The sequence below is a fragment of the Nonlabens marinus S1-08 genome (assembly GCF_000831385.1).
Lineage (GTDB): Bacteria > Bacteroidota > Bacteroidia > Flavobacteriales > Flavobacteriaceae > Nonlabens > Nonlabens marinus.
Window position 1 is genome coordinate 153,846 of record NZ_AP014548.1, and the last position, 23,059, is coordinate 176,904.

Sequence of the window (23,059 nt, forward strand, 5' to 3'; positions counted from 1 at the left end):
TGTGTGATTGTTTTAAAATGGTAATTACGCTTTCGCGAAAGCGCCATTACCATCCATTCGATCTACATTATGGTCTGTGTGTTATTCATACACCCGCACGTAATCCACTAAGAGCGTTTGTGGAAAAACGGTGTTCTGATTAGGCGCTCCCACGAAAGAACCACCTACTGCAAGGTTAATGAGCATGTAAAATTCATTGTTGTTGAATACCCATTCTCCATTAACATCTGCTGGAGTAATCTGGTTGTACAGCACATCGTCAATGTAATAATTGATATAATCTGGACCCCACTCTATACCGAAAATGTGGAAGTCTGTATCAAATCTATCATTGATTAAAGAGTAAGATTTAGAAACCGCCTCGCCTCCAGAATATCCTGGACCATGCACACTTCCTAGAGCAACGGTAGGGTTTTGACCACGGTATTCCATAATGTCAATTTCCCCTAACTGCGGCCATACTAGTGTTCCATTTTGATCATCACCTAGCATCCAGAATGCCGGCCAGATTCCCTGACCCCAAGGCAATTTCATTCTAGCTTCAAATCGGCCGTATTTTTTTTGAAATTTCCCCTCAGTCAATATTCTGGCGGAGGTATAACCAGAGTTCTCGAAATTTTCTTGGTAGGCCGTAATCTTAAGCATTCCATCTTCCACAACGACATTTCTAGGTCTATCTGTATAGCTTTGAAGTTCATTATTACCCCAACCTACTAGCCCACGTGCGGAGCCATCTCCCAAATCATAACTCCATAAATTAGGATCAGGAGCGCCGTCAACGTTGAACTCTTCTGACAAAACCAACTTGTTTAAAGTGGTTACTTCCTGTTGTTCGTCATTTGAACAGCCAAAAAAAGTAGCTGTGACTAAAGTAGAAAACAGAAATCCTATAGACATGGAGATACAACAGTTCCTTTTCAAAATATTTTTCATTTTCAATTCTTTAATTTAAAATTTTTAAATCATCAAAATAGTAGGTGCTACCATCTCCAGCTCGATTGGGAATAAATTCAAAGAAAATGACTACCCTCACGTAACTGGGTGTCGTATTCATTCCTGTAAAGTCCCACTCCAGTTCTTCCCATTCATTTGCTACAGTTGTCGATGCATCCAGAAATATTCTAGAAGAGTTGGCCGCGTTTTCCAATTGAATTCGGATGGGAATACCAGCTTTAGGAGAACGCACCTTCATTCTAAATTTCTTCGAGTTAGACAGGTTGACAGGAGCATCTAGTTCAAGACTATTTCCTGCAAAAAATTGAGCTCCGTTAGTTTTTATTGACTGTCCTACTTTGGCTGTAGGGTTGATTCCTGTGCGAGATGGATTATCTACTACCGAGGGAACTGCTCCCTCAAACCCGCTTAATCTATAGGTTAAAGTAGCAGATTCAAAACCTACTGGTAGTGCCACTTGAGTTGCAGCAGAGTCATCTACATTAGGCGAAGGAGCCACTACATCTTTATAAAAGTAAATATTGTCAACATAAATGTTAGAAATTGTAGGAACATTAGCGTTATTATTAGAAATGAAGAATAGTAATCCGATAGCATTTCTCGCTGATAATCCGGTAAACTCACCTAAAGGTATATCAAACCCAACCCACTCGTTGGTTCTCAAGTTTGCACCACTAATAACTCTACTACCAGATATTTCATTTGCTGTTTGAACCCCATTCAGCAGTTGAAGAGTTAATTGATCTCCAGCTTGTATCACCTCTTGAACATTAATATCCACATGTATGTGGGTCATCTGGGAGGCGTTAATAGGTTGCACGTCCATGAATGCACCTATACCAACAAAATTCAAGTTGGTATAATTGATAACTTCTTGCCCGTTGATGTCAATAGGCGGCGCACCACCTTGAGTGGTTTGTCCATCGCCATTAAAAAACCCATTGTAGTAATCAACAGGAACATTAGGATAGGCATCACTGAAAATTGAAATAACATTAGCTGGATCTCGAGTAGGTGTTGGAGCCTGTGTAAATTCTCCTAAAGACTCTAGCGTAAGGGATCCCGTCGCATTTTGGCCTTGGAGACTAGCGGTTATAACAGTGGTTCCTGAACCAATTATAGACACTTGCCCTGTCTCGTCCACGGTAGCCACACTTGTGTTAGAAGACACAAAATCAAAGTAGGCTGGTGCAGGAACTACGGTTACGTCTCCATTAGCCGTATTGAAGGTCGTGGTGAGACCATTGAGATTTGTAGAGGCACCTATAAATGTTTGCTGAGAAACATCTTGTCCGTTGAGAATAGAAGCTCTTGGCTGGGCAATCGTACCTAATTTTTCGTATTGCAAATTATCAATCCAAAACGTGTATCCATCACCATCCTCAGGTCCTTCAGCATACCAAAACAAACCACGTTCTTGAACTAAAACAGATGGATCAGGAATTGGAATGATGTACTTTTTCCAGGCAGTTGTCAATCTAAGGTTGGGTCGAACGACTTGGTATTTATTCTCACCAAAGTCTTGTCCAAATCCTATTTCGTTGATCGTTCCTGGAGTTGTGGCTTTAGCGTAAAAGGTCAGTGCATCATAGCCCGTCAAATTGCGACCTCCATTCTCCTCTCTAAAAATAGCGCCTGCGAAAGCTCCATCAGGATCCCCTACATTAGGAACATCAAACCTCATTGCTGCGGAACCCTCAAAAACAGTTTCAGTATCCACTGTAAAGGCATCCAGCTTTGAACCTCCAAAAGGGAAATAATCTAATCCTGCACTAAACCCATCAATAAAAACATCTGGATTGTTAGAGAAAAGAGCTTCAACAGCGTCATCAGATATCTCACGCTCACAGCTGCTTAACGCCAGAATTGCTAGACTAAAAACAACTATATTTATCCACTTCATTTTATATTTATTTTTCATTATCGCCATTTTATTTTCCAATATTAAAGTGAACATAGGTTCTTATCTCCCATTCAGATCCATTTGGGAACCCAACTGGACTAATGGTAGGTTGATTGGCAAATTCTGCTGCATTATTAGGGCTGTATCTAGGAGAAAATTGGTTCATAGATCTCCAGGTACCTCTTATTCCCATTACCGTACTAGGTAAAATGAACCAATCTGGTTTACCTAAGGAAGTAGATAAGTCTAACATTAATTGTAGGGGATATGTCAGGTTAAAATCTCTATGGTAGTCAAAAGGACCCCAATCGTTAACCTTAACGTGCCCCATCATTTTCATCTTTTTATAAATTAACCTCAAGTCTCCACCTCCACGATAAATTAATCGTTCACTATCTCCATTTGCTTGACCTTTACCATAATACAAGTTTCCAATAAGTGCAAGCTCTGGAGATATTTTAGATACCATTCTCACATTTGCTTCCCATAAGTCTTCAGCAGGCACTGAGTTAGGGAATGCAAAAAAGGTACGGTCTGCTTGAAAACCAATGTGTGCATCCTGTTGTGTAGGTAAGTGACGGTATACAAAACCTGCATTCATTGCAAAAGCTGCGTCTTCAGACCTATCATTATCCCATTCATAAAACCAAGTTCCTGGTGTAGGGTCAAAAGTCAAAAGTAGTTCTCCCGCCGTCGTTTCTCTGTTACCTCTAACAGCAAATGGATCATCAATTACATTTCTCAGTCTTCCAGGAGCATCAATACCGTCAGGCATGGCCTCCACTAAAGGTTTTTGCCACAAAAAATTAGGGGCGATTTGCCAATCCCCTACCGAATAAGTAAATCCGGTAAGAAAGTTAGACATATTTCCGCTTCCTATATCCTTTAACCTCCATCCTGTAAATGTTTGAGTTTGATCAGCTCCTCCTCCAGCAACTAATCCAGCTACACCACCTTGAGCATACCAATTGACTTTTCCACCCTGGTAGGTTACTTTAGCTTTAGCGCCCCAGTTATCTGTTGATTTGATTCGGTCTTCTACCACCGTATAATTCCCGGGCTCACCTCTTACATCTTGATAAGTAAGACCATTTCTAGGCGATCCTGCCCAAATACCACCAAGGGTAAACCCGAATTTTCCAAAATCTCTCTCCACCACGAGAGTAGCTCTTTCCGTTGGGAATGGAGGTATAATACCACTACGCAATTGATTAGCGTCCAATTCTCTACGACCGTCATCACCTAACCTAATTTCAGTTTCAAAATCTCTGTGATAAATTCCAGTGACATCCCATCCAGATAGATTCTTGCTGTATTTTAGTAAAGTTGTTGGGTTAGCACCCCACCACAATTGTGGCCCAACAGCTGCTTTAAGACCAGATAGTGCTCCTTTACCGTCAAGTTCCGCTCCTAAAATCTCACCTCCATAGATATCTAAGTTGGGACCGTAATTGGCTTCAGGATAAAGACCAAAGAAATCACCTTCATAACCCCAATGGTAATGTCCTGTTCTATAGAATCCACGTAAATCAAAATCTTTAGCATTCCATTCAAATTCTGCATCGTAGACGTTAACTCTATTAATATCATCCACAATGACCCTCTGATTATTTTGATCCAAAGAAACCACTGGTCTTGCTCTATTTTCATAAAAGATTTCATCAATTGGATTTTGAGCTACTTTACCAATGACATTAAAATTGACATTAGCACGCACATTCGCAGCTGGTTTCCCTTCTATTCCTACAAAATAGGACTGCATGTGGTCAAAGCCTAGTTCATTTGGAAAGGCATTAGAATCTGGATCTGCGGTTTCTGGAGTGGTTATCAAACTACCTCCTGTACTGAAGGTGGTGAACCTAGCACTCAAGTTACTAATACCTAATTTAGAACCACTACCGCCACCGCCTAAAGCAGCAGCATCACCACGTGCTCGCAAGACAGCATCCATAAGACTAATACTGTTAAAATAATTTTCCATAAAAGCGGCATCAACACCGCTGCCATAAGGGTTTAGTTGATGAACTTCTTTCAAAGTATAATAAGCTGCCCGTGGATATAAATCATATAGACCTCTCTCATTAGGGAATCCTTTGGCGCAAATCCCAAACCATTCCTCATTCATATTTTTAGAACTTCCATCAGTATCCTTAGAATAACCACCACTCAACCAACTAGCTTCTGTATTGTGGATGTCCAAATCTTTGGTTTGTCCTCTTTTCCACCATCCATCACTAAACTGAAAGGTAAATCCACCTAATGAGTTTTGAGCTTTTCCTAAACCAGCTGCGTTCTGGTAGATTTCTTTCCAATTGTTAAACATATAATAGGCCTGCATCTTTTGATCCTCTTTATTGTCCAAAGCATTAAAAGCATCAGATCCAAATTCAGAAAACATTAATGGCTTGCCTAACTCATCTTTAACACGATCAAAAGCATCGCTAAAAGAAACACCTCGATACATGTTTGTAGCATATATATCGATATCAGTACAATATTCTGCAACAAGATCAAGGTAAAGCAGATCACCGTTACAAATCGCAATTGGGTGTGCGGCATCTATTTTTTTCATTTCAATGACTGCATCATTGAAAAGTTTGTACATAGCTCGGGCTCTTGTGATAACTGTACCTTCTGTCTCGATCGGAATATCCTCAGTCTCTGCACCGCCCCAGGATAATCCGTAATTATTTTCATTCCCTAGCATGAACACTAGAAGTCCACGAGTGTCTTTAAACTCATTTACCAAGCTCGTTGCTTCTTGCAACAATAGTTTTCTAGTTGCCGGGTCAGCGTACTCCGTATTAGGAAACCATGTTCCATTAATTGTTAATCCATAACGACCGAAGGAATGATTGATCATGGTATAAATACCGTAATTATCATAGATGAACTCTACCCATTTTGGCTGCATTCCGGTATATACACGAATCGTATTTACTCCCATATTCTTGAGTAGACCCATCTCAGAATCTAAAGCCGATTTTATAAACTCATCGGACTGAGCCCAAAAGTTATAAGAGTAATTTTTACCTATAGGTACATAATCCCAGTTCATACCATTAATGATAAATGGCTTGCCATCTACCATCAGCTTTTGACCATTCATATCTTCCGTAACAGAAACTGTTTGACTCTGTGAAAAACCGATGGTAACGGTAAATGCCATTAGGATACTTAAATAATAATTCTTCATGCGTACCTGGTGTTTAGTAAAAAATAAAAGCGACTTCGGAAGCTTCCCTATATTTCTCATCAAAGAAAATCCACCTTTTAAATCAGTGCGATAAATATAATTTTAGTAATTCTTTAAGATAAAAAAATTACCACAACAAAAAATATACAGCAGTTAATCACAATGGATTCCTTTAAAATTACATGAGAATAGTTATAGAGACCTAATAAACAGCAACATTTAAATGCCGATATGACAAAATACCTGAAGGGAATTTCAAAATGTTGTGGTATTGTTGAGGTAAAAGGAGGCAAGTTTGAGATTCTAAATCTCAACAATGTAGCTGGTAAGACTTTCTTCTCTTGTCAAACCTAGTTTTTTACGCAAACGATATCGTTTGATTTCTACGCTTCTTGGAGAAATGTTTAATAGCGGAGCAACTTCCTTAGAAGATAAATTGAGTCGTAAATAGACGCATAAACGCAAATCTCCAGAAGTAAGCGAGGGATGCATTTCTTTAATCTTTTTGAAAAAATCTTTATCTACATTGTTAAATGCTTCTTCAAACGTGAGCCAATCTTGTTTACTGTTCAAACTCTTTTCTAGCATCTTTTTTAATGATTTAGACTCTGAAGTTTTAGGTAAATTATCAAGTTCCTCTTTTAATTCATTCAAAGTTTCATTTTTCTTAATCATCGCCATGGTAGTAACGGCTAACTCACGATTTCTTGAATCAATATCTGAATTCAACTGTTGATTTTTCAAATCAGCTAAGTCCTTTTGACTTTTCAAAAGGTTCAATTCCATTTGCTGCTTTTGTTTTTCCAGCTCGTGATCTCTTTTTCTCTTATAGTACCATCTAGAGAATGCACCTACTAAAAGTAACATCCCAATTAATATCAGTAAATAAAAAAGAAGTGCAAGTTTTGTTGCGTAGAAGGGTGGCTCGATTTCAAACTCTGTACTGATTTCAGTTTCAAGCAAACTACCATTAACAATTGCCCGGATATCTAATTGATAAGAACCATAACTCAAATTTTCAAACCATAAGGATCCTTGCTCAAATGGCTTTGACCATTCCTTTTCAGAACCATTGAGTTTGTATTGGTATTTCACATTGCTAAAAGCATCGTACTCCGTAGTGTAGAATAGAAATTGAATGCTTTTAATATTGTTTGAAATGCTATGTTCGTTCTGGATTTCTAGTAATTCCTGTGAATTATTTTTATTAGTCACAATAATTCGATCTAAAACAAGCGTATTAGTACTTTTAGCTAATTCCTTACCATCCATAAGTAGATAACCTTGTGACGTTCCCATTAAATAAGAGTCGTTATGTAATTGAATGATACTTTCATATCCTTTAGTTTCAGACCTCTTGTATTGTGGTACCAGTATGCGTTTAGTCTCAAAGGAGTTGTTTATAGGTTCTATCACCACCTCTATCAAAGATTTTTTAGTGAACAACCAGAAGGAGTTTTCTGTGATTTTGTTCATACGTCCTGATGAATACCCATTACTAGATATTAAAGAAGACAGTTTACTGTTTAAGACGAAATCCTCAGAGTTCTTTTCCTTAATGTAGATTCCTTGATCATTTGAGTATAATACATCCTCACCCAGGGTAATCACGTCTGACTTCATCCCAAAACCGACGTTTGTTACCAGCCTTTCATCAATTATAGTTTCTAATTGATCGTCTACCTTAAGTTCATACAGTCCTCGTTGTTCATGGCCTACATATATGGTATTATCAACTAACGCAATGTCCTTAGAACTAATGCCGAAACCATCGATCTTATTTCTGAATTGCCAGCCCACGCCCTTATTTTCTAAAACGTTTAATCCGTTATAGCTTCCTTGAATCAGTATGTCTGGACGATTTTTTAGTGTTTGAATATCCCAGGTCCCAACTGTTCCTGAGATCTTGATTGCTTTGGTACCCTCAATTGTAAATGTTCCTAAATTGTGTCCACAAAACAGAGTTCCATCGATATTTTTGAGCATCCATACCTGACCTTGGGTTCCCTCAACAAACTGAAATTCAGTTGACTCAGCAGATTTGAAATACAAACCTTGATTAGTTCCTAGGTACAGTTCGCTATCTTTACTATATGCTGCATAAACGGTTCCCAACCTCCCGGTTCTATCTATGAATGCTTTGAAGGGTGATTGCAAATCGATAAAATCAATACCGTTGTCTAGTCCCAGCCAGAGATTCTTATCCAAATCCTCAAAAACAGATAGCACCGTATTATTAGTAAGGCCTTGTCTCTTATCTATTTGATATTGCACCGCGCCCTGTTTGTTTACAATAAGTAAACCATTAGAAATAGTTCCTATAGCAAAATCCCCACCCATCAATTTGGTGGCTGAATACACAGTGATTGGTCTAGGGAATTGGTTTTTTGAGACCAATTCCAGTTCGTTAAAATCAAGCTTAAAAAGTGAATTAGTAGAAGTTATGATAGAGATGTAGGAGCCAGAATCGCTCATTTCTATCACCTCGCCATTTATTGCTTCAGTAGATGCTATCAAAATGGATTTACCCGTGACAAATTCAAAGAGTCCGGAATCCTGAACATTGTAAAATATCCTGTTATTCACCTCAAATACTTTGGTAAGCTTTGGGTTTTCTAGTACTGTTCTAATTTTTCCGCTAGTCGGGTTGTACGTATATAAGCGATCCAGCGATTGAAATAACACACCTGATTTGTTAGATATGATGTTCCAAAATTGCTCATCTTCCTTTAAAGAAACTTTAAATTTTTCAACAAGTGAGATATAGGTCAATGTATTATCGGGCAGTTGTTCCCAATATCCAAAATCCATGAAAGACCCAGTATAAAGCAAACCATCGTGCCAGTGTACAGATCTTACGATACTCTCGTTAGGTGTGGTATAACTATACCACTGCTCCCCATTATACTCCAACAAACCATTGTTGTTTGCAAAATAGACCTTCCGGTTATCTGCTTGAGACACCATCCAGTTCTGATTCCCTGCGTTATATTCAGCAGGAGAAAAATTACGGACTGGCGGTAATGCCTGCCCATTCATTAAATAACTGAAGAGGATGAGTAGAAAAAATAGCCTTCTTTTCAAGAATCAAAGATTTTTCTAAAACTAAGACAAATCGTCTAATTAAGAAGACCTATAACACTATTGATTAAAGCCACGCAACTTAATCGCGGTTAATACCTTTTTAGTATACAACGGGAAATCAGCATTTTGAATCCAGCTGTAATATCCAGGCTCTTGTTCCAGAACATCCACAATGCGCTTGCCTTTGTGCTTTCCAAAATTAAAACATTCTTCTCCTTTATCGTTATATGCCAGCATTCCAGCAAAATCAACCGGCTTGCGACGCGTTGAAAATTCAGAAAGAGACTTCATATCATTTTCCAGTTCTGGATAGCGGTCTAGCTGACCTTTAAGTACTTCATATGTAGCGATGGTATCTGCCTCAGCACTGTGCGCGTCAGTCAAATCCTTATCGCAATAAAACTTATAAGCAGCAACCAGTGTGCGTTGTTCCATTTTATGGAAAATATTTTGAATGTCAATGGCATTGCGATTACCCATCTCAAAATCCACACCGGCGCGCAGCATTTCTTCTGCAAGTAAGGGAATATCAAATCGATTGGAGTTAAAACCAGCAAGGTCAGAGTCCTTGATAATCTCGTTGATTTTGTGCGCCATTTCCTTAAAAGTAGGTTCCTCCTTCACCATATCATCTGTAATTCCATGAACTGCAGTAGTAGCTGCGGGAATAGGAACCGTAGGATTGATGCGGTAAGTAAAGGTTTTTTCTGTACCGTCGGGAAACACCTTATGAATGGAAATCTCTACAATTCGGTCTTTGGAAATATTAGTGCCGGTAGTCTCCAAGTCAAAAAAGCAAATAGGACGGTGCAGGTTCAGCTTCATAGCAATTCAAGGTTTTATGGTGAGCGGGAAATTAGGGTTTGTTTCGCTTTCGCGAAAGCGAAAACACAACAAGATTCCATTTTGTTATATTTACAATGGTATCAGGTGCTTACATTACGGTACGTGATTTGCAGCGAAACTTGCTATATGAAATACATCATTTTTACCTTGCTAATTACAGGACAGCTTGCATTTGCACAGCAAAAACAGGCGAAACCTGAAATCATTGTGGTCACGGGTTCTACAGTTAACACTGGAATCCCAACCGGTGCAGCACTACAAGAAATGCTGGAAAGCGAGCAACTCATTTATGTAACTGTTGGAAACATGACCGGACAGTTATCTGCATATGATGAGTTTTTCAGGTCACACTTATACAGCAACTATGGAATTGGGTACAAATTCTTCGGGTGTTCTCTTATGGGGCCAGAGCTTGCCTTTATGAATGCGATGAATCGTAAGATCAAAAAAGAATTTGGAGAAGATTTTATATCGAAAGAAAAAGCTCTAGCTCGAATTGAATTTGAAAAACAGTCGTAAGATATGTTGAAATACATTTTGTTATTTGCAGTTTTACTATCGGGATTCACCACTCAGGAGCCTCAAGGCATTAAGATAAACGTAGTCACGGGTCACAAAAAAATCACCTATACCGCAGAAAATATCACCGATGAACCTCTCGACTTGTTTTTTAAGGTGGATAGTGAAGGGTTTCGCCGTCGGGCTGACCGACCTGTTATCGTAAAAATTCCAGCCAGATCTAAAAAGAACCTGGTTACTTTAATCCCTTTGAAAGATGCGGATACCACACATACCTATATTGCAATTGTGACAAAACCTGAAAACAATATCGCTATCCGCAAAACGGATACACTAGATAGAGAAATACGCCGGGTTGATCCCGATTCTATAGGTGGTCGTTAGGAATTCTTGAAAAGCTCCTTTCTCAATAAGAGGAGTAATGCAATTCCATAACATAAATAGCTGACCAGGTAAGCTATCACAGTACCATTGTTACCGTAGTAGCGAATCATGAAATAATTGGCAATATAAAAGGTAGAGAGACTCACCACTTCCGCAATTAAATAACGCTTCAAATCATTGATGGCAATAAATCGAAATGCCAGTACTGTAGTGATGATTTTGATAAAATCTCCAGCCAGCTGCCATTTGAACATAGGAATCATGTCCACAAATTCTTCGGTAAATAAAAAACTGACAATTAATTCTCTAGACAGATAAATCGCCACAAGCCCTAAAGCTACAAGCGGTAAAATTGTTTTATAGAAGTGAGTAACAGTTGACCGGTATACTCTACTTGAGAAGTCCTTGCTTAATTGTGGTAATACATACAGACTGATCAACGTGGTTACAAACAGCATATAATATCCCGAAATGCGCTGCAACATTTCCCAATCGCCAGCAATTACATCGCCAAGAACAGCTCTTACGTCTTGCCTAATAGCGATATAAGTAATCGGAATTAAAACAGCACTTGCTAATGCCATCGCACTATAACTCAATAACGGTCGCAATCGTTCCGAATGGTATCCAAAGACAAGTATCGATCGTAATTTGATATCAGGTCTATTACGATTCCACAGCATCGCCCCTACACCACATTGAAAAATGGGCGCAATGACAATAGAAATCAAGGCACCCGAAAGCGCATAAGCATAAATTAGAATAACACTCACCGCAAATATGACGAGGTTAATAATAATATTGATGGTAATGAATTGCTTGTACCACTCAAAACCCTGCAACAAGGAAGTGATAAGTACAAAAAGAACGTAAAAAGGCATGGCTACTGCCATGGCTTGGAATACAAATGCGTAGCTTGTAGAAAGCCCTATTAAATAAGCATCTAGCCATCCCGCAGTTAAAAACACTGCGACACTCAACAATAGAGTGATCGACAGGCTTGCAATCCACGCCGTACCGTAGGTTTCTAGTAAGGGTTTTTGATCTTCTTTGTACTGGGTGGCGTAGCTGACCAGACCATTTTCTAGCCCCAATACACTAAAGCTCTGTAAACCTTGAAAAAAGTTGCGAAGGTTTCCCATCACCGCCATCCCATTGGGACCTATCATGCGAGCCAAAATCCAAGACATGATGCCTCCTATCCCTATGCGCAATAAAATGTTTACAGAATTGTATCCCGCAACCTTGAGTAATAGATTACGGTTGAATCGCCGCATCAAATTTCTCATGTATACTCATTTATGGCAATAATAATTTCTTGTATTTCATGATCCTCCAGCAATGGGTGGCATGGGAGACTCACTTCCGTTTGATGTAGGTATTCGGTTTGTGGGAATTGTAAATGATTCAATTCTTTAAACGCATCCTGTTGATGTGGTGCAATGGCATAATGACAATTGGTCTGTATTCCATGACCGCTTAAATAGGCTACAAACTTCTCCCTATCGTCCACAAAAACGGGAAACACGTGTATGGCGTTTTCCTCAAGAAACTTTAACTCAGGAAGCTTGACTTTTTCATTTTCAATTTGTTCCACATAGGTCTGGGCAATCTTGTAGCGTTTCTTGTTGTCATTGTCTAGGAACAACAAGCGGTTGTTTAAAAACGCGGCTTGTAATGTATCCATACGACTGTTCACGCCTTTAACATCGTTCACAAATCTGGAACTGCGACCGTAATTAGCAATTTGTCGAGCAGTTCTAGCTAGCAGGTCATCATTGCAGGTGATGGCTCCAGCATCGCCCATAGCTCCCAAGTTTTTAGTTGGGTAGAATGAGAAAGCACTGCCTCTTCCGCGAGCGCCTGATTTTACTCCGGTAGCAGTTTTAGCACCGTGAGATTGTGCTGTGTCAGTGTAGATGTGTAAGTTGTTCGCTTTCGCGAAAGCGTAAACTTCATCATCTACTAGCTTCCCATAAATATCTACTGCCACTATAGCGTCAAAGGACCCCAGTTGGGCCTCAATGACATCCACCGTTAAAAGTATAGGATTGACATCCACTGGAACCGGAATCATTCCCGCCTCCACTATACTTAAAAATGTAGCGATGTAGGTATGAGCAGGAACTAAGATACGGGCGTTTTGAGGAAGATTGCCCAGAGATTGATCAGCACGCAACAGGATGATTAAAGCATCGAGACCATTACCACAACTCACACAGTGATTGACGTCACAATAGTCAGCAAAATCTGCCTCAAATCGATCCACTGGCCCACCAGCTATAAATTGTCCCGCTTCTTGCAACTCTTGCAAGGCCTCTCGATCGCGCTGCGCAAATCGCTGCTGCAAGGCTGGTAAGTCCAAATATGGAATGTGAAAATCGATTGTGCTTGATTTCTAGTTATCGTAAAAGTAATCAAGTATTTAGGAAAATACTCCCGCCACAGCCGATAGATTTTGCAAGAGGTTCACTGCTAGCAATATCATCAAGATAGTATTCACAACTAGCCCTATAATTTTTTGATAAGAAGCTTGCTCTCGCAAACTAACCATAGCGCAAACAAAACCTATAGTTACAGTTACAAAAAAAAGAGTGATCATGTATCCAACGACATCATCTAGACGGGTACTACCGTTTCTATTGCTAACAGACAATACCAGAAATGCTACCATCAAAACGATGGAGAAAGCGGCAAAATGGTAACTACGTTTAGAAAAGTTCATGGCCGCAAATCTAAGGCAATCTCAATAACTGGTGTAACCACGGCACCTAGTTGTTTTTTGAAATGCATTAAACCATGGTTAATTCTACCATCCCGATGATTCACCGTTCCTAAATCCACATATTGTTTCCCTAAAGCCCTAGCTTCTTTTATAATTTCCAAGTACAGAAAATCCATAGCGTTTTTCTCAAATCCAATGTCATTTCCCGCTGCATATTGAACTTTCAGAATATTTCCGAAATCAAATAGCGTTATTCCAGCTATTTTGCTGCCTTCAAACTCAACATCATATTGTAAAATTTGAGAGGGAAACCGGCTTTGCAACAACTGAATCTCCTTTAAGCTATGTGTAGGTTTTGCATTATGGCGTTTTCTTAATTGTGGTATAAGAAGTTCCTCCCAAAACTCGCTAAAATCGTCACAAACTCTAATTTTTAATGAATCAAATTTGCCGTTTCGGTAACCTGCGGTCTTCTTGTGACTTGGGGACCAGCCTTGTTTTAAATTAATCACTAAATCCTGCGACTCTTCCGTGATTTCAAACTTATACTTAAATAAATGATCGTAATGTTCATCAAAATAAGGATCGAAAAATGGTGGTGGTAATTTTATTTCTAATCTTTTAAAACCATGATGTTTAAGGTATTCTATCAGTTCAGTAACCAGAATGGGATACAACCCAGACGACACAATTAAATTCTGCTGATTTGTAATCGAGGCTTCTGATTTGACTACTGAAGTCATCAATCCGGCATACGTTAGTCCTAAATGACTATAAATCACGCTTTGGGCTGAATGTGCCGGAAAACAAGCCACAAGCTCCTCACCTTCAAAAAACATCAAACTGTGATCTTCAAATCGGTCAGAATGGTATTCCATAAAATTGCGATCATGCAAAAAACAGCCATTCGCAGATTTCTTTATTAAATCGTTCCACTGGTCTTTATAGCTACTGGAATATTTGACAACCTTCAATTAGATGCTCTTTACGGCTAAGATAGAATTTGTTCTAAAAAGAAAAGGCAAACCTTGCGGTTTGCCTTTCTATATAAAATCATGAGATTTAGCTCAATTCTTTGTTTCTACGTTTGCGCTCGTTTTCATCTAGGAAAATTTTACGCAATCTCAAGAAGTTAGGAGTTACCTCAACATATTCATCCTTCTGGATGTATTCTAGTGCTTCTTCAAGAGTAAATTTCACTGGTGGAGCGATTTTTACTTTATCATCATTTCCTGCACTACGTACGTTAGAAAGTTTCTTAGTCTTTGTCAAGTTGATCGCAAGATCATCCGGTCTAGAGTTCTCGCCTACTACTTGTCCTCCATAAATCTCTTCACCTGGGTGGATGAAGAACTTACCGCGGTCTTGTAGTTTATCCATAGAATAAGGAATAGAAGTTCCCTTTTCCATAGAGATCATAGAACCATTGATACGTCCTTGAATCTCGCCTTTATAAGGTTCGAACCCGATAAAACGGTGGTTCATGATCGCTTCTCCAGCTGTTGCTGTGATCAATTGGTTTCTAAGGCCTATGATACCGCGAGAAGGTATTTTGAATTCAATCAACATACGCTCTCCTTTAGGCGCCATACTAGTCATTTCACCTTTTCTCAAGGTTACCATGTCTACTGCCTTACCACTTACGTTTTCTGGCAAGTCAATAGAAAGCTCTTCAATAGGCTCACATTTTACACCATCAATCTCCTTGATGATAACTTGTGGTTGACCTATCTGCAACTCATAACCTTCACGACGCATAGTTTCAATCAATACAGAAAGGTGCAATACCCCACGGCCGAAAACCATGAACTTATCTGCCGCTCCTGTATCGTGAACTTGCAATGCAAGGTTTTTCTCTAATTCCTTAGTCAAGCGATCCTTAATGTGACGAGAAGTCACAAATTTTCCATCCTTACCGAAGAATGGGGAATCGTTGATCGTGAACAACATGCTCATGGTAGGCTCATCGATAGCGATGGTTTCCATAGCTTCAGGGTTTTCAAAATCTGCGACAGAGTCGCCTATTTCAAAACCTTCTAAACCTACAATCGCACAAATATCACCAGCCATTACTTCTTCTGCCTTGGCTTTTCCCATACCGTCAAAGACATATACTTCTTTGACTTTAGTTTTAGTTTGTGATCCATCACGCTTACATAATGTAACATTTTGTCCTTCCTTTATAGAACCTCTCTTGATACGGCCTATCGCGATACGACCGGTGTAGTTAGAGAAGTCTAGAGATGTAATCAACAATTGAGTTGTTCCTTCTTCCACTTTAGGAGCTGGAACATGCTCGATAACCATATCTAACAGTGGCTCGATACTGTCTGTTTCATTTTTCCAGTCGTCAGACATCCAGTTGTTCTTCGCACTACCATAAACAGTAGGGAAATCCAGTTGCCATTCTTCAGCACCCAATTCGAACATCAAGTCAAAAACAGACTCGTGAACCTCGTCTGGAGTACAGTTTTCTTTATCTACTTTATTTACAACAACACAAGGTTTCAAACCTAGGTCGATCGCTTTTTGTAATACAAAACGAGTTTGTGGCATAGGGCCTTCAAAGGCATCTACTAACAACAATACACCGTCAGCCATGTTCAATACACGTTCTACCTCTCCACCAAAATCGGCGTGACCAGGCGTGTCAATAATATTGATCTTCGTCCCTTTATACATCACTGAAACGTTTTTAGCAAGGATGGTAATCCCGCGTTCCCGTTCAATATCATTATTATCTAGGATCAAATCTCCCGTAGTTTCATTCTCACGGAATATTTCACAGTGGTGTAAAATCTTGTCTACCAGGGTCGTTTTACCGTGGTCAACGTGAGCAATAATCGCAATGTTTCTAATATCTTTCATAAAAATAGCGCTTCTTAGCGGCTGCAAAAGTAGTCTTATTTATTGGTTTTTAGCCCTTTGGTGCGTTAAAGTGGTTCTAAATGCAAGTGATTGATTTCCAGATATACTATTTATGTAGAGTTCGCTTTCGCGAAAGCGGAAAAATCTACCTCTATTTTACTACTTTTAAACTCTCTACAATTCTGAACACATGAGACAACTTCTATTCGCTGCATTTTTTCTATATCAATTTACGTCCATTGCTCAATCGGTTTCTAAAAAGCCATTAGAAATAGGCGAGACTTTAAGCTTCAATTCTAAATACTTAAAAGAAAAAAGAGTTTTAAATGTGTATTTACCTGAGAGTTACTCCAGTAGCGCTAATGAAACGTATCCCGTAATTTATGTTCTGGATGGTTCTATAGATGAAGATTTCTTACACATGGCAGGATTGATTCAATTCCAATCTTACCCATGGATCAACAAAGTTCCAGAGGCTATCGTAGTGGGCATCGCAAATGTGGATCGCAAACGAGACTTTACAGATGAATCCAGCCAGGCTGCCGACAAAAAAGAGCTGCCAACTAGCGGTGGGTCTAGTGCTTTTATCTCTTTTCTAGACGACGAAGTAATTCCGTTGATTGAAAAATCCTATCGGACTAATGATTCCTCTACAATTGTTGGGCAATCTTTAGGTGGACTTTTAATTACTGAAATTCTTTACCGTCATTCTAATATGTTTGACAATTATTTGATCGTGAGCCCTAGTCTATGGTGGGACGATGAGCGCTGGTTGCTTTCAGAGCCGGCATACATTAATAATAGTAAGAGTGTTTACATAGCCGTGGGTAAGGAAGGTGAAGTTATGGAGCGAGTCGCTCAATCGTTGTATGAAAAACTTCAATTGATGATAGGTAAAGATCACTCCATCCACTTTAGGTATTTTGACAATTTAGATCACGGAGACACCTTACATCTCGCGGCATATCATGGTCTCGAAGAAATCTTCAAATTTCGACGCATGTAACTGCGCATATAAAACACGTAGCACTTGTTAAGCTTCTCTTAATAAATAGGATTAAATCTGCTCTGGCTTTGTTAGGGATCTCTAATTTTTACCTTCGCGTTTAAACGATAAAAAAGTTAAAATGAGTCAAGTACAAGCAAACGACACCGTAAAAGTACATTACACAGGTAAACTGAAAAATGATGGCCGTGTCTTTGACACTTCAGAAAATAGAGAACCACTTGAGGCTAAATTAGGTCAAGGCCAATTGATTCCAGGGTTTGAAAAAGGATTGATTGACATGAAAGTCAATGAAAAAAAGACCATTGAAATCCCAATGGATGAAGCTTATGGAGATGTTCAAAAAGAACTTTTTCATAAAGTAGAAAAAGATAAATTACCAGAAGAAATCAAGCCAGAAGTAGGCATGGGACTTATGGCACAAAATCCAGATGGAACAGAACGCCAATTGCGCGTCGCAGACGTTAAAGATGATTTCATTATTGTGGATGCAAATCACCCACTGGCAGGACAGGATTTAGTTTTTGAACTAGAAGTAGTAGGAATCAACTAGGGATTAAACGGATTAAGGGAAACGCTCATTTGATTGATCTCAAATGAGCGTTTTTATTTTTCTAGAGTGAGTATTTCTTAACAGGTTTTACTAGCTAAAAGTCTCTGTACTTTAAATACATCTACCGCTTTAGAGAATTTCTTGCTCACGCTAGGTAGATTCTCACTGGAAATCCAGATTTTCAATTCGGCATCACGATCAAAAGTACCTGCAGTTTCTAAAGAAAATCTAGAAATACTTTTATAAGGCATGGATTTCATATCCATTTTTTTTCCAGTAAAACCTTGTTTATCTATTAAGATCAACCTCTTGGTTGTGAATAGAAACACATCTCTAAACAAAACGAATCCCATTTCTACATTCTCATTTTCAATGAGCAAATGACCGTATTCTTTGAGAAGCTCCTCAACAGAAACCTCACCTGCATTACCTAACATCTTATCTATAAAACTCATACCTTATTTTATTGTTTAAGCAGCCTGCGGTCATCCCACCAGCATATTAATATGAGCTCTAAATTATACAATTAGTACACCGTTAAATGGTAGAGTGATGTTAAAGAGAACAAAGTTCTGAAGTATGCGCTCCACAACTTAAATCAATCTTAAATTCCTGCTCAAAAAAAAACCGCTTCCCATAGGAAAGCGGTTTAACTTTAAATGAAGGGATAATTAATTAACTAATCCATCTTTCTTATTCGTTGCTTGTACAGCAAGATTATAGATTACAAGACCGAAACCGATTTTATTAATAGCGTCTCCAATGTTGTAAATCACGTTGAGATCCCATCCTCCAAAAATGGAGTCATACCATCCTGGAGTTCCCGCCATGTAACCAATAGGGTAAATCGCCCAACCAACTAATACAAACCAGCAAAGTGTTTTGTGAGCGGCTAGAACATCGCCTCCAGCTGCAACTGCGAGCTTTTTAGCCTTACCAAACCAAATTTCAATAACAATCCAAAAATATGCTACTCCTGAAAAGAGACCCCATAACCAAGCATTACCTCTATCTACCGCCTCACCGAAGTATCCTGTAACCAGCATTACTACTGATAGGAATATTAACTTCCACATCAATGATTTCTTTGCTCCTGCTACTTTAAGGATCAAGTAGAATTCCACACACATCAACGGCACGGTAAGCACCCAGTCCACATACCTAAAAAACACAGGCGACTCTGCAAAGCCAGACCAGTAATCGCGCATGTACCAGTAATGTACTGCAGCAATAAACGTAATGAGTCCAGAGACTAAGATAGAAGTGCGCCACTTTCTTTCAAAACTACTCATGGATAAGAAGAAGAAGGCACTTGCTGCCATCATGGCCATACACCCTACAAAAAAGGTGAAGCCTACATAATCGTCGGCGGCTAATCGCACTACCTCGATATTTAAGAGTAAATTATTCATAATTAAAGAATTTTTTGTTCAACTAAATTTACAGAACTTTAAACAAAACCTTTTTATTTCATTAAGTTATTTTTGTAAGATTATTCATGGAGGCATCAAAAAATTTATATAACGGTATTCTCATCCTTAGTCTTTTTGCACTATGGCTTGCATTGAGAATCACAGATGGAGTAGAATACACGATTTCCATCATGCTCATATTATCGATTGGAATAGGTCATGGCGCTAATGATTTAAAGATTTATTTCAAAAAAGAAAAGCTTAGCTGGCGCAAAATCATTTCATTTATAGCGGTTTATGCACTGATGGTAGCCAGCATATTTTGCGGCTTCTTTTTACTTCCTGATCTAATGCTGTGTCTATTTCTTTTAGCAAGCGGTTATCATTTTGGGCAAGAGCATTTTGAAAAGTATACATTAGATCGTTCCATACTTACCTACTTATTTGAAATGAGTTATGGACTTTCTATCATCCTGTGCTTGCTGTATATAAATAGCGCGGAAAGTCTTGCGGTAATAAACGATTTAATTGAGACTGAAATAACGGCTGACTGGTTGATGATTTCTCTTATCGGGAGCACTGTAATATGTTTATTTACTGGAATTAAAACCATACGATCTATCGCTGGCAGCAACATTCTAAGAGAATTACTGTATTTGTTAGTTCTATTTGTGCTGTTTGATAGCAGCAGCTTGATTTGGGGCTTTGGAATCTATTTCGTCCTATGGCATAGTGTTCCCTCAATGTACCAACAAATTGAGCATTTACATGGCGCCGTCTCCTTGAAAACACTTTGGAAGTATATCAAAAACTCTCTACTCTATTGGCTATTAGCCTTAGGTTTTCTGGCAGCACTCTATTATGTTTTAATAGACAATGAAACTTTATTTCTAACAATATTGGTCTCCTTTCTAGGTGCGATAACTTTCCCACACTTGCTGGTGATGCATCGATTGTACAAACAATGACAAGGTCGTGTCCCGCAACCGCTTCTTTTAAACTTGATTGTTGCAGGAAAAATTGTTTTTATTTCGCTTTCGCGAAAGCGAAAAAATCCTCCACCTCATCGCATAGATTAAGGCTCTAAAACCTTGAACGCCACCCAGCGGTATTCTATCTTTGCTTTCTTTAAAATGCGTATAGAATATGTTTGATAATTTAACGGACAAACTGGACAAGGCGATGCACGTCCTTAAAGGACATGGTAGCATCACTGAGGTTAATGTGGCTGATACACTTAAGGAAATACGTCGCGCACTTGTCGATGCGGATGTGAATTATAAAATCGCCAAAGAATTCACGGCGACTGCAAAAGAAAAAGCAATAGGCCAAGGTGTTCTTACCACCCTTAAGCCAGGACAACTTCTAACTAAAATTGTCAAAGACGAGCTCACGGAACTTATGGGAGGCTCTGTTGAAGGGATGAATCTTTCTGGCAATCCTAGTATTATATTGATGTCCGGTTTGCAAGGTTCAGGTAAAACGACTTTTTCTGGAAAATTGGCAAATTATCTCAAAACCAAAAAAAGTAAAAAGCCCCTATTAGTTGCTTGTGACATTTACCGTCCTGCAGCAATTGACCAGTTGCATGTAGTGGGAGAGCAAATAGGCGTTGAGGTTTTTTCCAACAGAGACGAGAAAGATCCTGTAAAAATTTCTGAAGCTGCAATAGCATATGCTAAACAGAACGGTTTCAACGCCGTGATAATAGATACTGCTGGTCGTCTTGCTATCGACGAGCAAATGATGAAAGAAATTGCAGATGTACATGCTGCGGTGAAGCCACACGAGACCTTATTTGTTGTGGATTCCATGACTGGTCAAGATGCCGTGAATACAGCCAAAGCCTTTAACGAGCGTTTAAATTTTGACGGTGTTGTACTTACTAAATTAGATGGTGACACCCGTGGTGGTGCCGCACTATCTATTAAATCTGTAGTAGATAAGCCTATCAAATTTATAGGTACTGGAGAAAAAATGGAAGCGATTGATGTGTTCTACCCAGAGCGTATGGCAGATCGTATTCTAGGGATGGGTGATGTGGTATCTCTTGTAGAACGTGCACAAGAGCAGTTTGATGAAGAGGAAGCAAGGAAGTTGAGTAAAAAGATCGCTAAGAACCAGTTCGGTTTTGATGACTTCTTATCCCAAATCCAGCAAATCAAAAAAATGGGTAACATGAAGGACCTGATGGGAATGATCCCTGGCGCAGGTAAAATGTTGAAAGATGTCGATATTGATGACGATGCTTTTAAAGGTATAGAAGCCATCATTCATTCTATGACAATTGAAGAGCGCACCCAGCCTCAAGTAATCAATGGTTCCCGTAAGAAGCGTATCGCAGCAGGAAGCGGTACCAGCGTTACTGAAGTAAACCAGCTATTGAAGCAATTTGACCAGATGAGCAAGATGATGAAAATGATGCAAGGTGGCAAAGGAAAAGCCATGATGCAGGCGATGAGCAAAATGCGCTAAAAAACAAATTTCAAAAAATAACCTATGATCATTTTAGACGGTAAAAAAACTTCAAACGATATAAAGGACGAGATCACACAGATCGTCCAAGAGATGAAGAATAACGGTGAGAAAGTACCACACCTTGCCGCAGTTATCGTTGGGAATGATGGAGCGAGTTTGACTTATGTAGGATCTAAGGTCCGTGCCTGTGAACGTGTAGGTTTTGAAAGTACCATGGTACGCATGCCTAACACTACCAGCGAAACAGAATTGCTGCGTGAAATTCATAAATTAAACAAGAATCCAGACATTGATGGATTTATTGTTCAATTGCCGTTGCCTAAGCAAATAGATACCCAAAAAGTATTGATGGCCGTGGATCCAGACAAAGATGTAGACGGCTTTCACCCGACTAATTTTGGTCGTATGGCACTGGACATGAGCACGTTTATTCCTGCAACACCATTTGGGATTTTAGAGTTATTAGAACGTTACGACGTATCTACTAAAGGGAAACACACTGTTGTTATTGGAAGATCCCATATCGTGGGACGTCCTATGAGTATTTTGATGGGACGCAAAGGGTTTCCCGGAAATTCTACAGTGACTTTAACGCACAGCCACACTAAAAACATCACACAAATCACCTCGCAGGCTGATATTATCATTACAGCTTTGGGCGTTCCCGGATTCCTAAAAGCCGAAATGGTAAAAGAAGGTGCTGTTATTATCGATGTAGGCATTACTCGTGTTCCTGACGAGTCTAGAGAACGTGGTTATTATATTACGGGTGACGTAGATTTTGAAAACGTTTCTAAAAAAGTAAGTCACATCACTCCCGTTCCTGGAGGTGTAGGCCCTATGACTATTGCGATGTTATTGAAAAATACGTTGCTAGCCAGGGAGCGTCATAGAGAAGCTTCAGGGCAGTAAGGTTATTATATTCGCTTTCGCGAAAGCGAAAAACACTATTAACAAACAATCATTTAACTGAAATGAGGAATCTGTTCATTTATTATTTTTTGATTTTATTACCGCCAGTCCTTTTATTTTGGTTTAAGGACAGTGCAGGTATTAGCTCAACTGTCTGGATTGCTTCTATCTCAGGTTATGCATTAGTTTATCGTACTTATGTTGATGGCAAGAGGCTTG

19 protein-coding genes are annotated in these 23,059 nt (G+C 39.2%); 7 read left to right on the forward strand and 12 right to left on the reverse strand.

Features of this window, described 5'->3' with window-relative positions; translation table 11 throughout:
- Positions 1 to 81: 81 nt before the first annotated feature.
- The 5 genes from NMS_RS00725 to NMS_RS00745 form a co-directional block, all read right to left on the reverse strand.
- Entirely contained in the window at positions 82 to 933 is an 852-nt protein-coding gene (locus NMS_RS00725) for a glycoside hydrolase family 16 protein (protein ID WP_316931158.1), read from the reverse strand.
- Between the two features lie 10 nt (positions 934 to 943).
- Entirely contained in the window at positions 944 to 2,875 is a 1,932-nt protein-coding gene (locus NMS_RS00730) for an Ig-like domain-containing protein (protein ID WP_193789814.1), read from the reverse strand.
- Positions 2,876 to 2,885: 10 nt separating this feature from the next.
- Complete coding sequence (locus tag NMS_RS00735) at positions 2,886 to 6,053, reverse strand: glycoside hydrolase family 2 TIM barrel-domain containing protein (RefSeq protein WP_041494900.1); 3,168 nt, start codon at positions 6,051 to 6,053, stop codon at positions 2,886 to 2,888.
- A gap of 303 nt (positions 6,054 to 6,356) precedes the next feature.
- On the reverse strand, positions 6,357 to 9,137 hold the full coding sequence (locus NMS_RS00740; protein ID WP_041494901.1) for a helix-turn-helix and ligand-binding sensor domain-containing protein: 2,781 nt from the start codon (positions 9,135 to 9,137) through the stop codon (positions 6,357 to 6,359).
- Positions 9,138 to 9,194: 57 nt separating this feature from the next.
- Positions 9,195 to 9,962 (reverse strand): 3'-5' exonuclease, encoded by a 768-nt coding sequence (locus NMS_RS00745; RefSeq protein WP_041494902.1) that lies wholly within the window; start codon positions 9,960 to 9,962, stop codon positions 9,195 to 9,197.
- Positions 9,963 to 10,109: 147 nt separating this feature from the next.
- On the opposite strand from NMS_RS00745, the gene NMS_RS00750 reads away from it, so the two are divergent.
- Together NMS_RS00750 and NMS_RS00755 are read left to right on the forward strand one after the other, a co-directional pair.
- On the forward strand, positions 10,110 to 10,502 hold the full coding sequence (locus NMS_RS00750; RefSeq protein ID WP_041494903.1) for a hypothetical protein: 393 nt from the start codon (positions 10,110 to 10,112) through the stop codon (positions 10,500 to 10,502).
- 3 nt (positions 10,503 to 10,505) lie between these two features.
- Positions 10,506 to 10,886, forward strand: coding sequence for a hypothetical protein (locus NMS_RS00755; RefSeq protein WP_041494904.1), 381 nt, complete (start codon positions 10,506 to 10,508; stop codon positions 10,884 to 10,886).
- Here the strand turns inward: NMS_RS00755 and NMS_RS00760 are convergent.
- The 5 genes from NMS_RS00760 to typA form a co-directional block, all read right to left on the reverse strand.
- Positions 10,883 to 12,175 carry an O-antigen translocase gene (locus NMS_RS00760; protein WP_041494905.1) on the reverse strand — a complete coding sequence of 431 codons (1,293 nt, stop codon included), beginning with the start codon at positions 12,173 to 12,175 and terminating at the stop codon, positions 10,883 to 10,885. The genes NMS_RS00755 and NMS_RS00760 overlap by 4 nt on opposite strands.
- Entirely contained in the window at positions 12,172 to 13,251 is a 1,080-nt protein-coding gene (locus NMS_RS00765) for a DegT/DnrJ/EryC1/StrS family aminotransferase (RefSeq protein ID WP_041494906.1), read from the reverse strand. The genes NMS_RS00760 and NMS_RS00765 overlap by 4 nt, the downstream gene beginning before the upstream one ends.
- A gap of 60 nt (positions 13,252 to 13,311) precedes the next feature.
- The gene (locus tag NMS_RS00770) at positions 13,312 to 13,611 is read right to left on the reverse strand and encodes a hypothetical protein (RefSeq protein WP_041494907.1); all 300 of its coding nucleotides are present in this window, start codon (positions 13,609 to 13,611) and stop codon (positions 13,312 to 13,314) included.
- Positions 13,608 to 14,450, reverse strand: coding sequence for a hypothetical protein (locus tag NMS_RS00775; RefSeq protein WP_148311312.1), 843 nt, complete (start codon positions 14,448 to 14,450; stop codon positions 13,608 to 13,610). Before NMS_RS00775 ends, NMS_RS00770 begins: the two co-directional genes overlap by 4 nt.
- 223 nt (positions 14,451 to 14,673) lie before the next feature.
- The gene (gene typA / locus NMS_RS00780; protein WP_041494909.1) at positions 14,674 to 16,479 is read right to left on the reverse strand and encodes a translational GTPase TypA; all 1,806 of its coding nucleotides are present in this window, start codon (positions 16,477 to 16,479) and stop codon (positions 14,674 to 14,676) included.
- Positions 16,480 to 16,669: 190 nt separating this feature from the next.
- Between typA and NMS_RS00785 the strand changes: the two genes are divergently transcribed.
- Together NMS_RS00785 and NMS_RS00790 are read left to right on the forward strand one after the other, a co-directional pair.
- Positions 16,670 to 17,485, forward strand: coding sequence for an alpha/beta hydrolase (locus NMS_RS00785; RefSeq protein WP_041494910.1), 816 nt, complete (start codon positions 16,670 to 16,672; stop codon positions 17,483 to 17,485).
- Between the two features lie 121 nt (positions 17,486 to 17,606).
- A complete protein-coding gene (locus NMS_RS00790; RefSeq protein WP_041494911.1) occupies positions 17,607 to 18,038 on the forward strand; it encodes an FKBP-type peptidyl-prolyl cis-trans isomerase in 432 nt (143 codons plus the stop codon).
- A 77-nt stretch (positions 18,039 to 18,115) separates the two neighbouring features.
- Here NMS_RS00790 and NMS_RS00795 read toward each other — a convergent pair whose 3' ends face one another.
- Positions 18,116 to 18,493: a PH domain-containing protein gene (locus NMS_RS00795; protein WP_041494912.1), complete on the reverse strand. Its 378-nt coding sequence runs from the start codon at positions 18,491 to 18,493 to the stop codon at positions 18,116 to 18,118.
- Between the two features lie 216 nt (positions 18,494 to 18,709).
- Positions 18,710 to 19,450, reverse strand: coding sequence for a bacteriorhodopsin-like (locus NMS_RS00800; protein WP_041494913.1), 741 nt, complete (start codon positions 19,448 to 19,450; stop codon positions 18,710 to 18,712).
- Between the two features lie 86 nt (positions 19,451 to 19,536).
- On the opposite strand from NMS_RS00800, the gene NMS_RS00805 reads away from it, so the two are divergent.
- From NMS_RS00805 to NMS_RS00815, 3 genes are all read left to right on the forward strand, one after another.
- Positions 19,537 to 20,418 carry a Brp/Blh family beta-carotene 15,15'-dioxygenase gene (locus NMS_RS00805; RefSeq protein WP_041494914.1) on the forward strand — a complete coding sequence of 294 codons (882 nt, stop codon included), beginning with the start codon at positions 19,537 to 19,539 and terminating at the stop codon, positions 20,416 to 20,418.
- A 178-nt stretch (positions 20,419 to 20,596) separates the two neighbouring features.
- Entirely contained in the window at positions 20,597 to 21,925 is a 1,329-nt protein-coding gene (ffh, locus tag NMS_RS00810) for a signal recognition particle protein (RefSeq protein WP_041494915.1), read from the forward strand.
- Positions 21,926 to 21,949: 24 nt separating this feature from the next.
- Positions 21,950 to 22,840 (forward strand): bifunctional 5,10-methylenetetrahydrofolate dehydrogenase/5,10-methenyltetrahydrofolate cyclohydrolase, encoded by an 891-nt coding sequence (locus NMS_RS00815; RefSeq protein WP_041494916.1) that lies wholly within the window; start codon positions 21,950 to 21,952, stop codon positions 22,838 to 22,840.
- Positions 22,841 to 23,059 lie beyond the last annotated feature (219 nt).

Excerpts from the sequence above, each read along its gene's own strand:
- NMS_RS00725 (WP_316931158.1), bottom strand. The coding sequence starts at position 933 with ATGAAAAATATTTTGAAAAGGAACTGTTGTATCTCCATGTCTATAGGA.
- NMS_RS00730 (WP_193789814.1), bottom strand. The coding sequence starts at position 2,875 with ATGAAAAATAAATATAAAATGAAGTGGATAAATATAGTTGTTTTTAGT.
- NMS_RS00735 (WP_041494900.1), bottom strand. The coding sequence starts at position 6,053 with ATGAAGAATTATTATTTAAGTATCCTAATGGCATTTACCGTTACCATC.
- NMS_RS00745 (WP_041494902.1), bottom strand. The coding sequence starts at position 9,962 with ATGAAGCTGAACCTGCACCGTCCTATTTGCTTTTTTGACTTGGAGACT.
- NMS_RS00750 (WP_041494903.1), top strand. The coding sequence starts at position 10,110 with ATGAAATACATCATTTTTACCTTGCTAATTACAGGACAGCTTGCATTT.
- NMS_RS00755 (WP_041494904.1), top strand. The coding sequence starts at position 10,506 with ATGTTGAAATACATTTTGTTATTTGCAGTTTTACTATCGGGATTCACC.
- NMS_RS00760 (WP_041494905.1), bottom strand. The coding sequence starts at position 12,175 with ATGAGAAATTTGATGCGGCGATTCAACCGTAATCTATTACTCAAGGTT.
- NMS_RS00770 (WP_041494907.1), bottom strand. The coding sequence starts at position 13,611 with ATGAACTTTTCTAAACGTAGTTACCATTTTGCCGCTTTCTCCATCGTT.
- NMS_RS00775 (WP_148311312.1), bottom strand. The coding sequence starts at position 14,450 with ATGTTTTTTGAAGGTGAGGAGCTTGTGGCTTGTTTTCCGGCACATTCA.
- typA (WP_041494909.1), bottom strand. The coding sequence starts at position 16,479 with ATGAAAGATATTAGAAACATTGCGATTATTGCTCACGTTGACCACGGT.
- NMS_RS00785 (WP_041494910.1), top strand. The coding sequence starts at position 16,670 with ATGAGACAACTTCTATTCGCTGCATTTTTTCTATATCAATTTACGTCC.
- NMS_RS00790 (WP_041494911.1), top strand. The coding sequence starts at position 17,607 with ATGAGTCAAGTACAAGCAAACGACACCGTAAAAGTACATTACACAGGT.
- NMS_RS00795 (WP_041494912.1), bottom strand. The coding sequence starts at position 18,493 with ATGAGTTTTATAGATAAGATGTTAGGTAATGCAGGTGAGGTTTCTGTT.
- NMS_RS00800 (WP_041494913.1), bottom strand. The coding sequence starts at position 19,450 with ATGAATAATTTACTCTTAAATATCGAGGTAGTGCGATTAGCCGCCGAC.
- NMS_RS00805 (WP_041494914.1), top strand. The coding sequence starts at position 19,537 with ATGGAGGCATCAAAAAATTTATATAACGGTATTCTCATCCTTAGTCTT.
- ffh (WP_041494915.1), top strand. The coding sequence starts at position 20,597 with ATGTTTGATAATTTAACGGACAAACTGGACAAGGCGATGCACGTCCTT.
- NMS_RS00815 (WP_041494916.1), top strand. The coding sequence starts at position 21,950 with ATGATCATTTTAGACGGTAAAAAAACTTCAAACGATATAAAGGACGAG.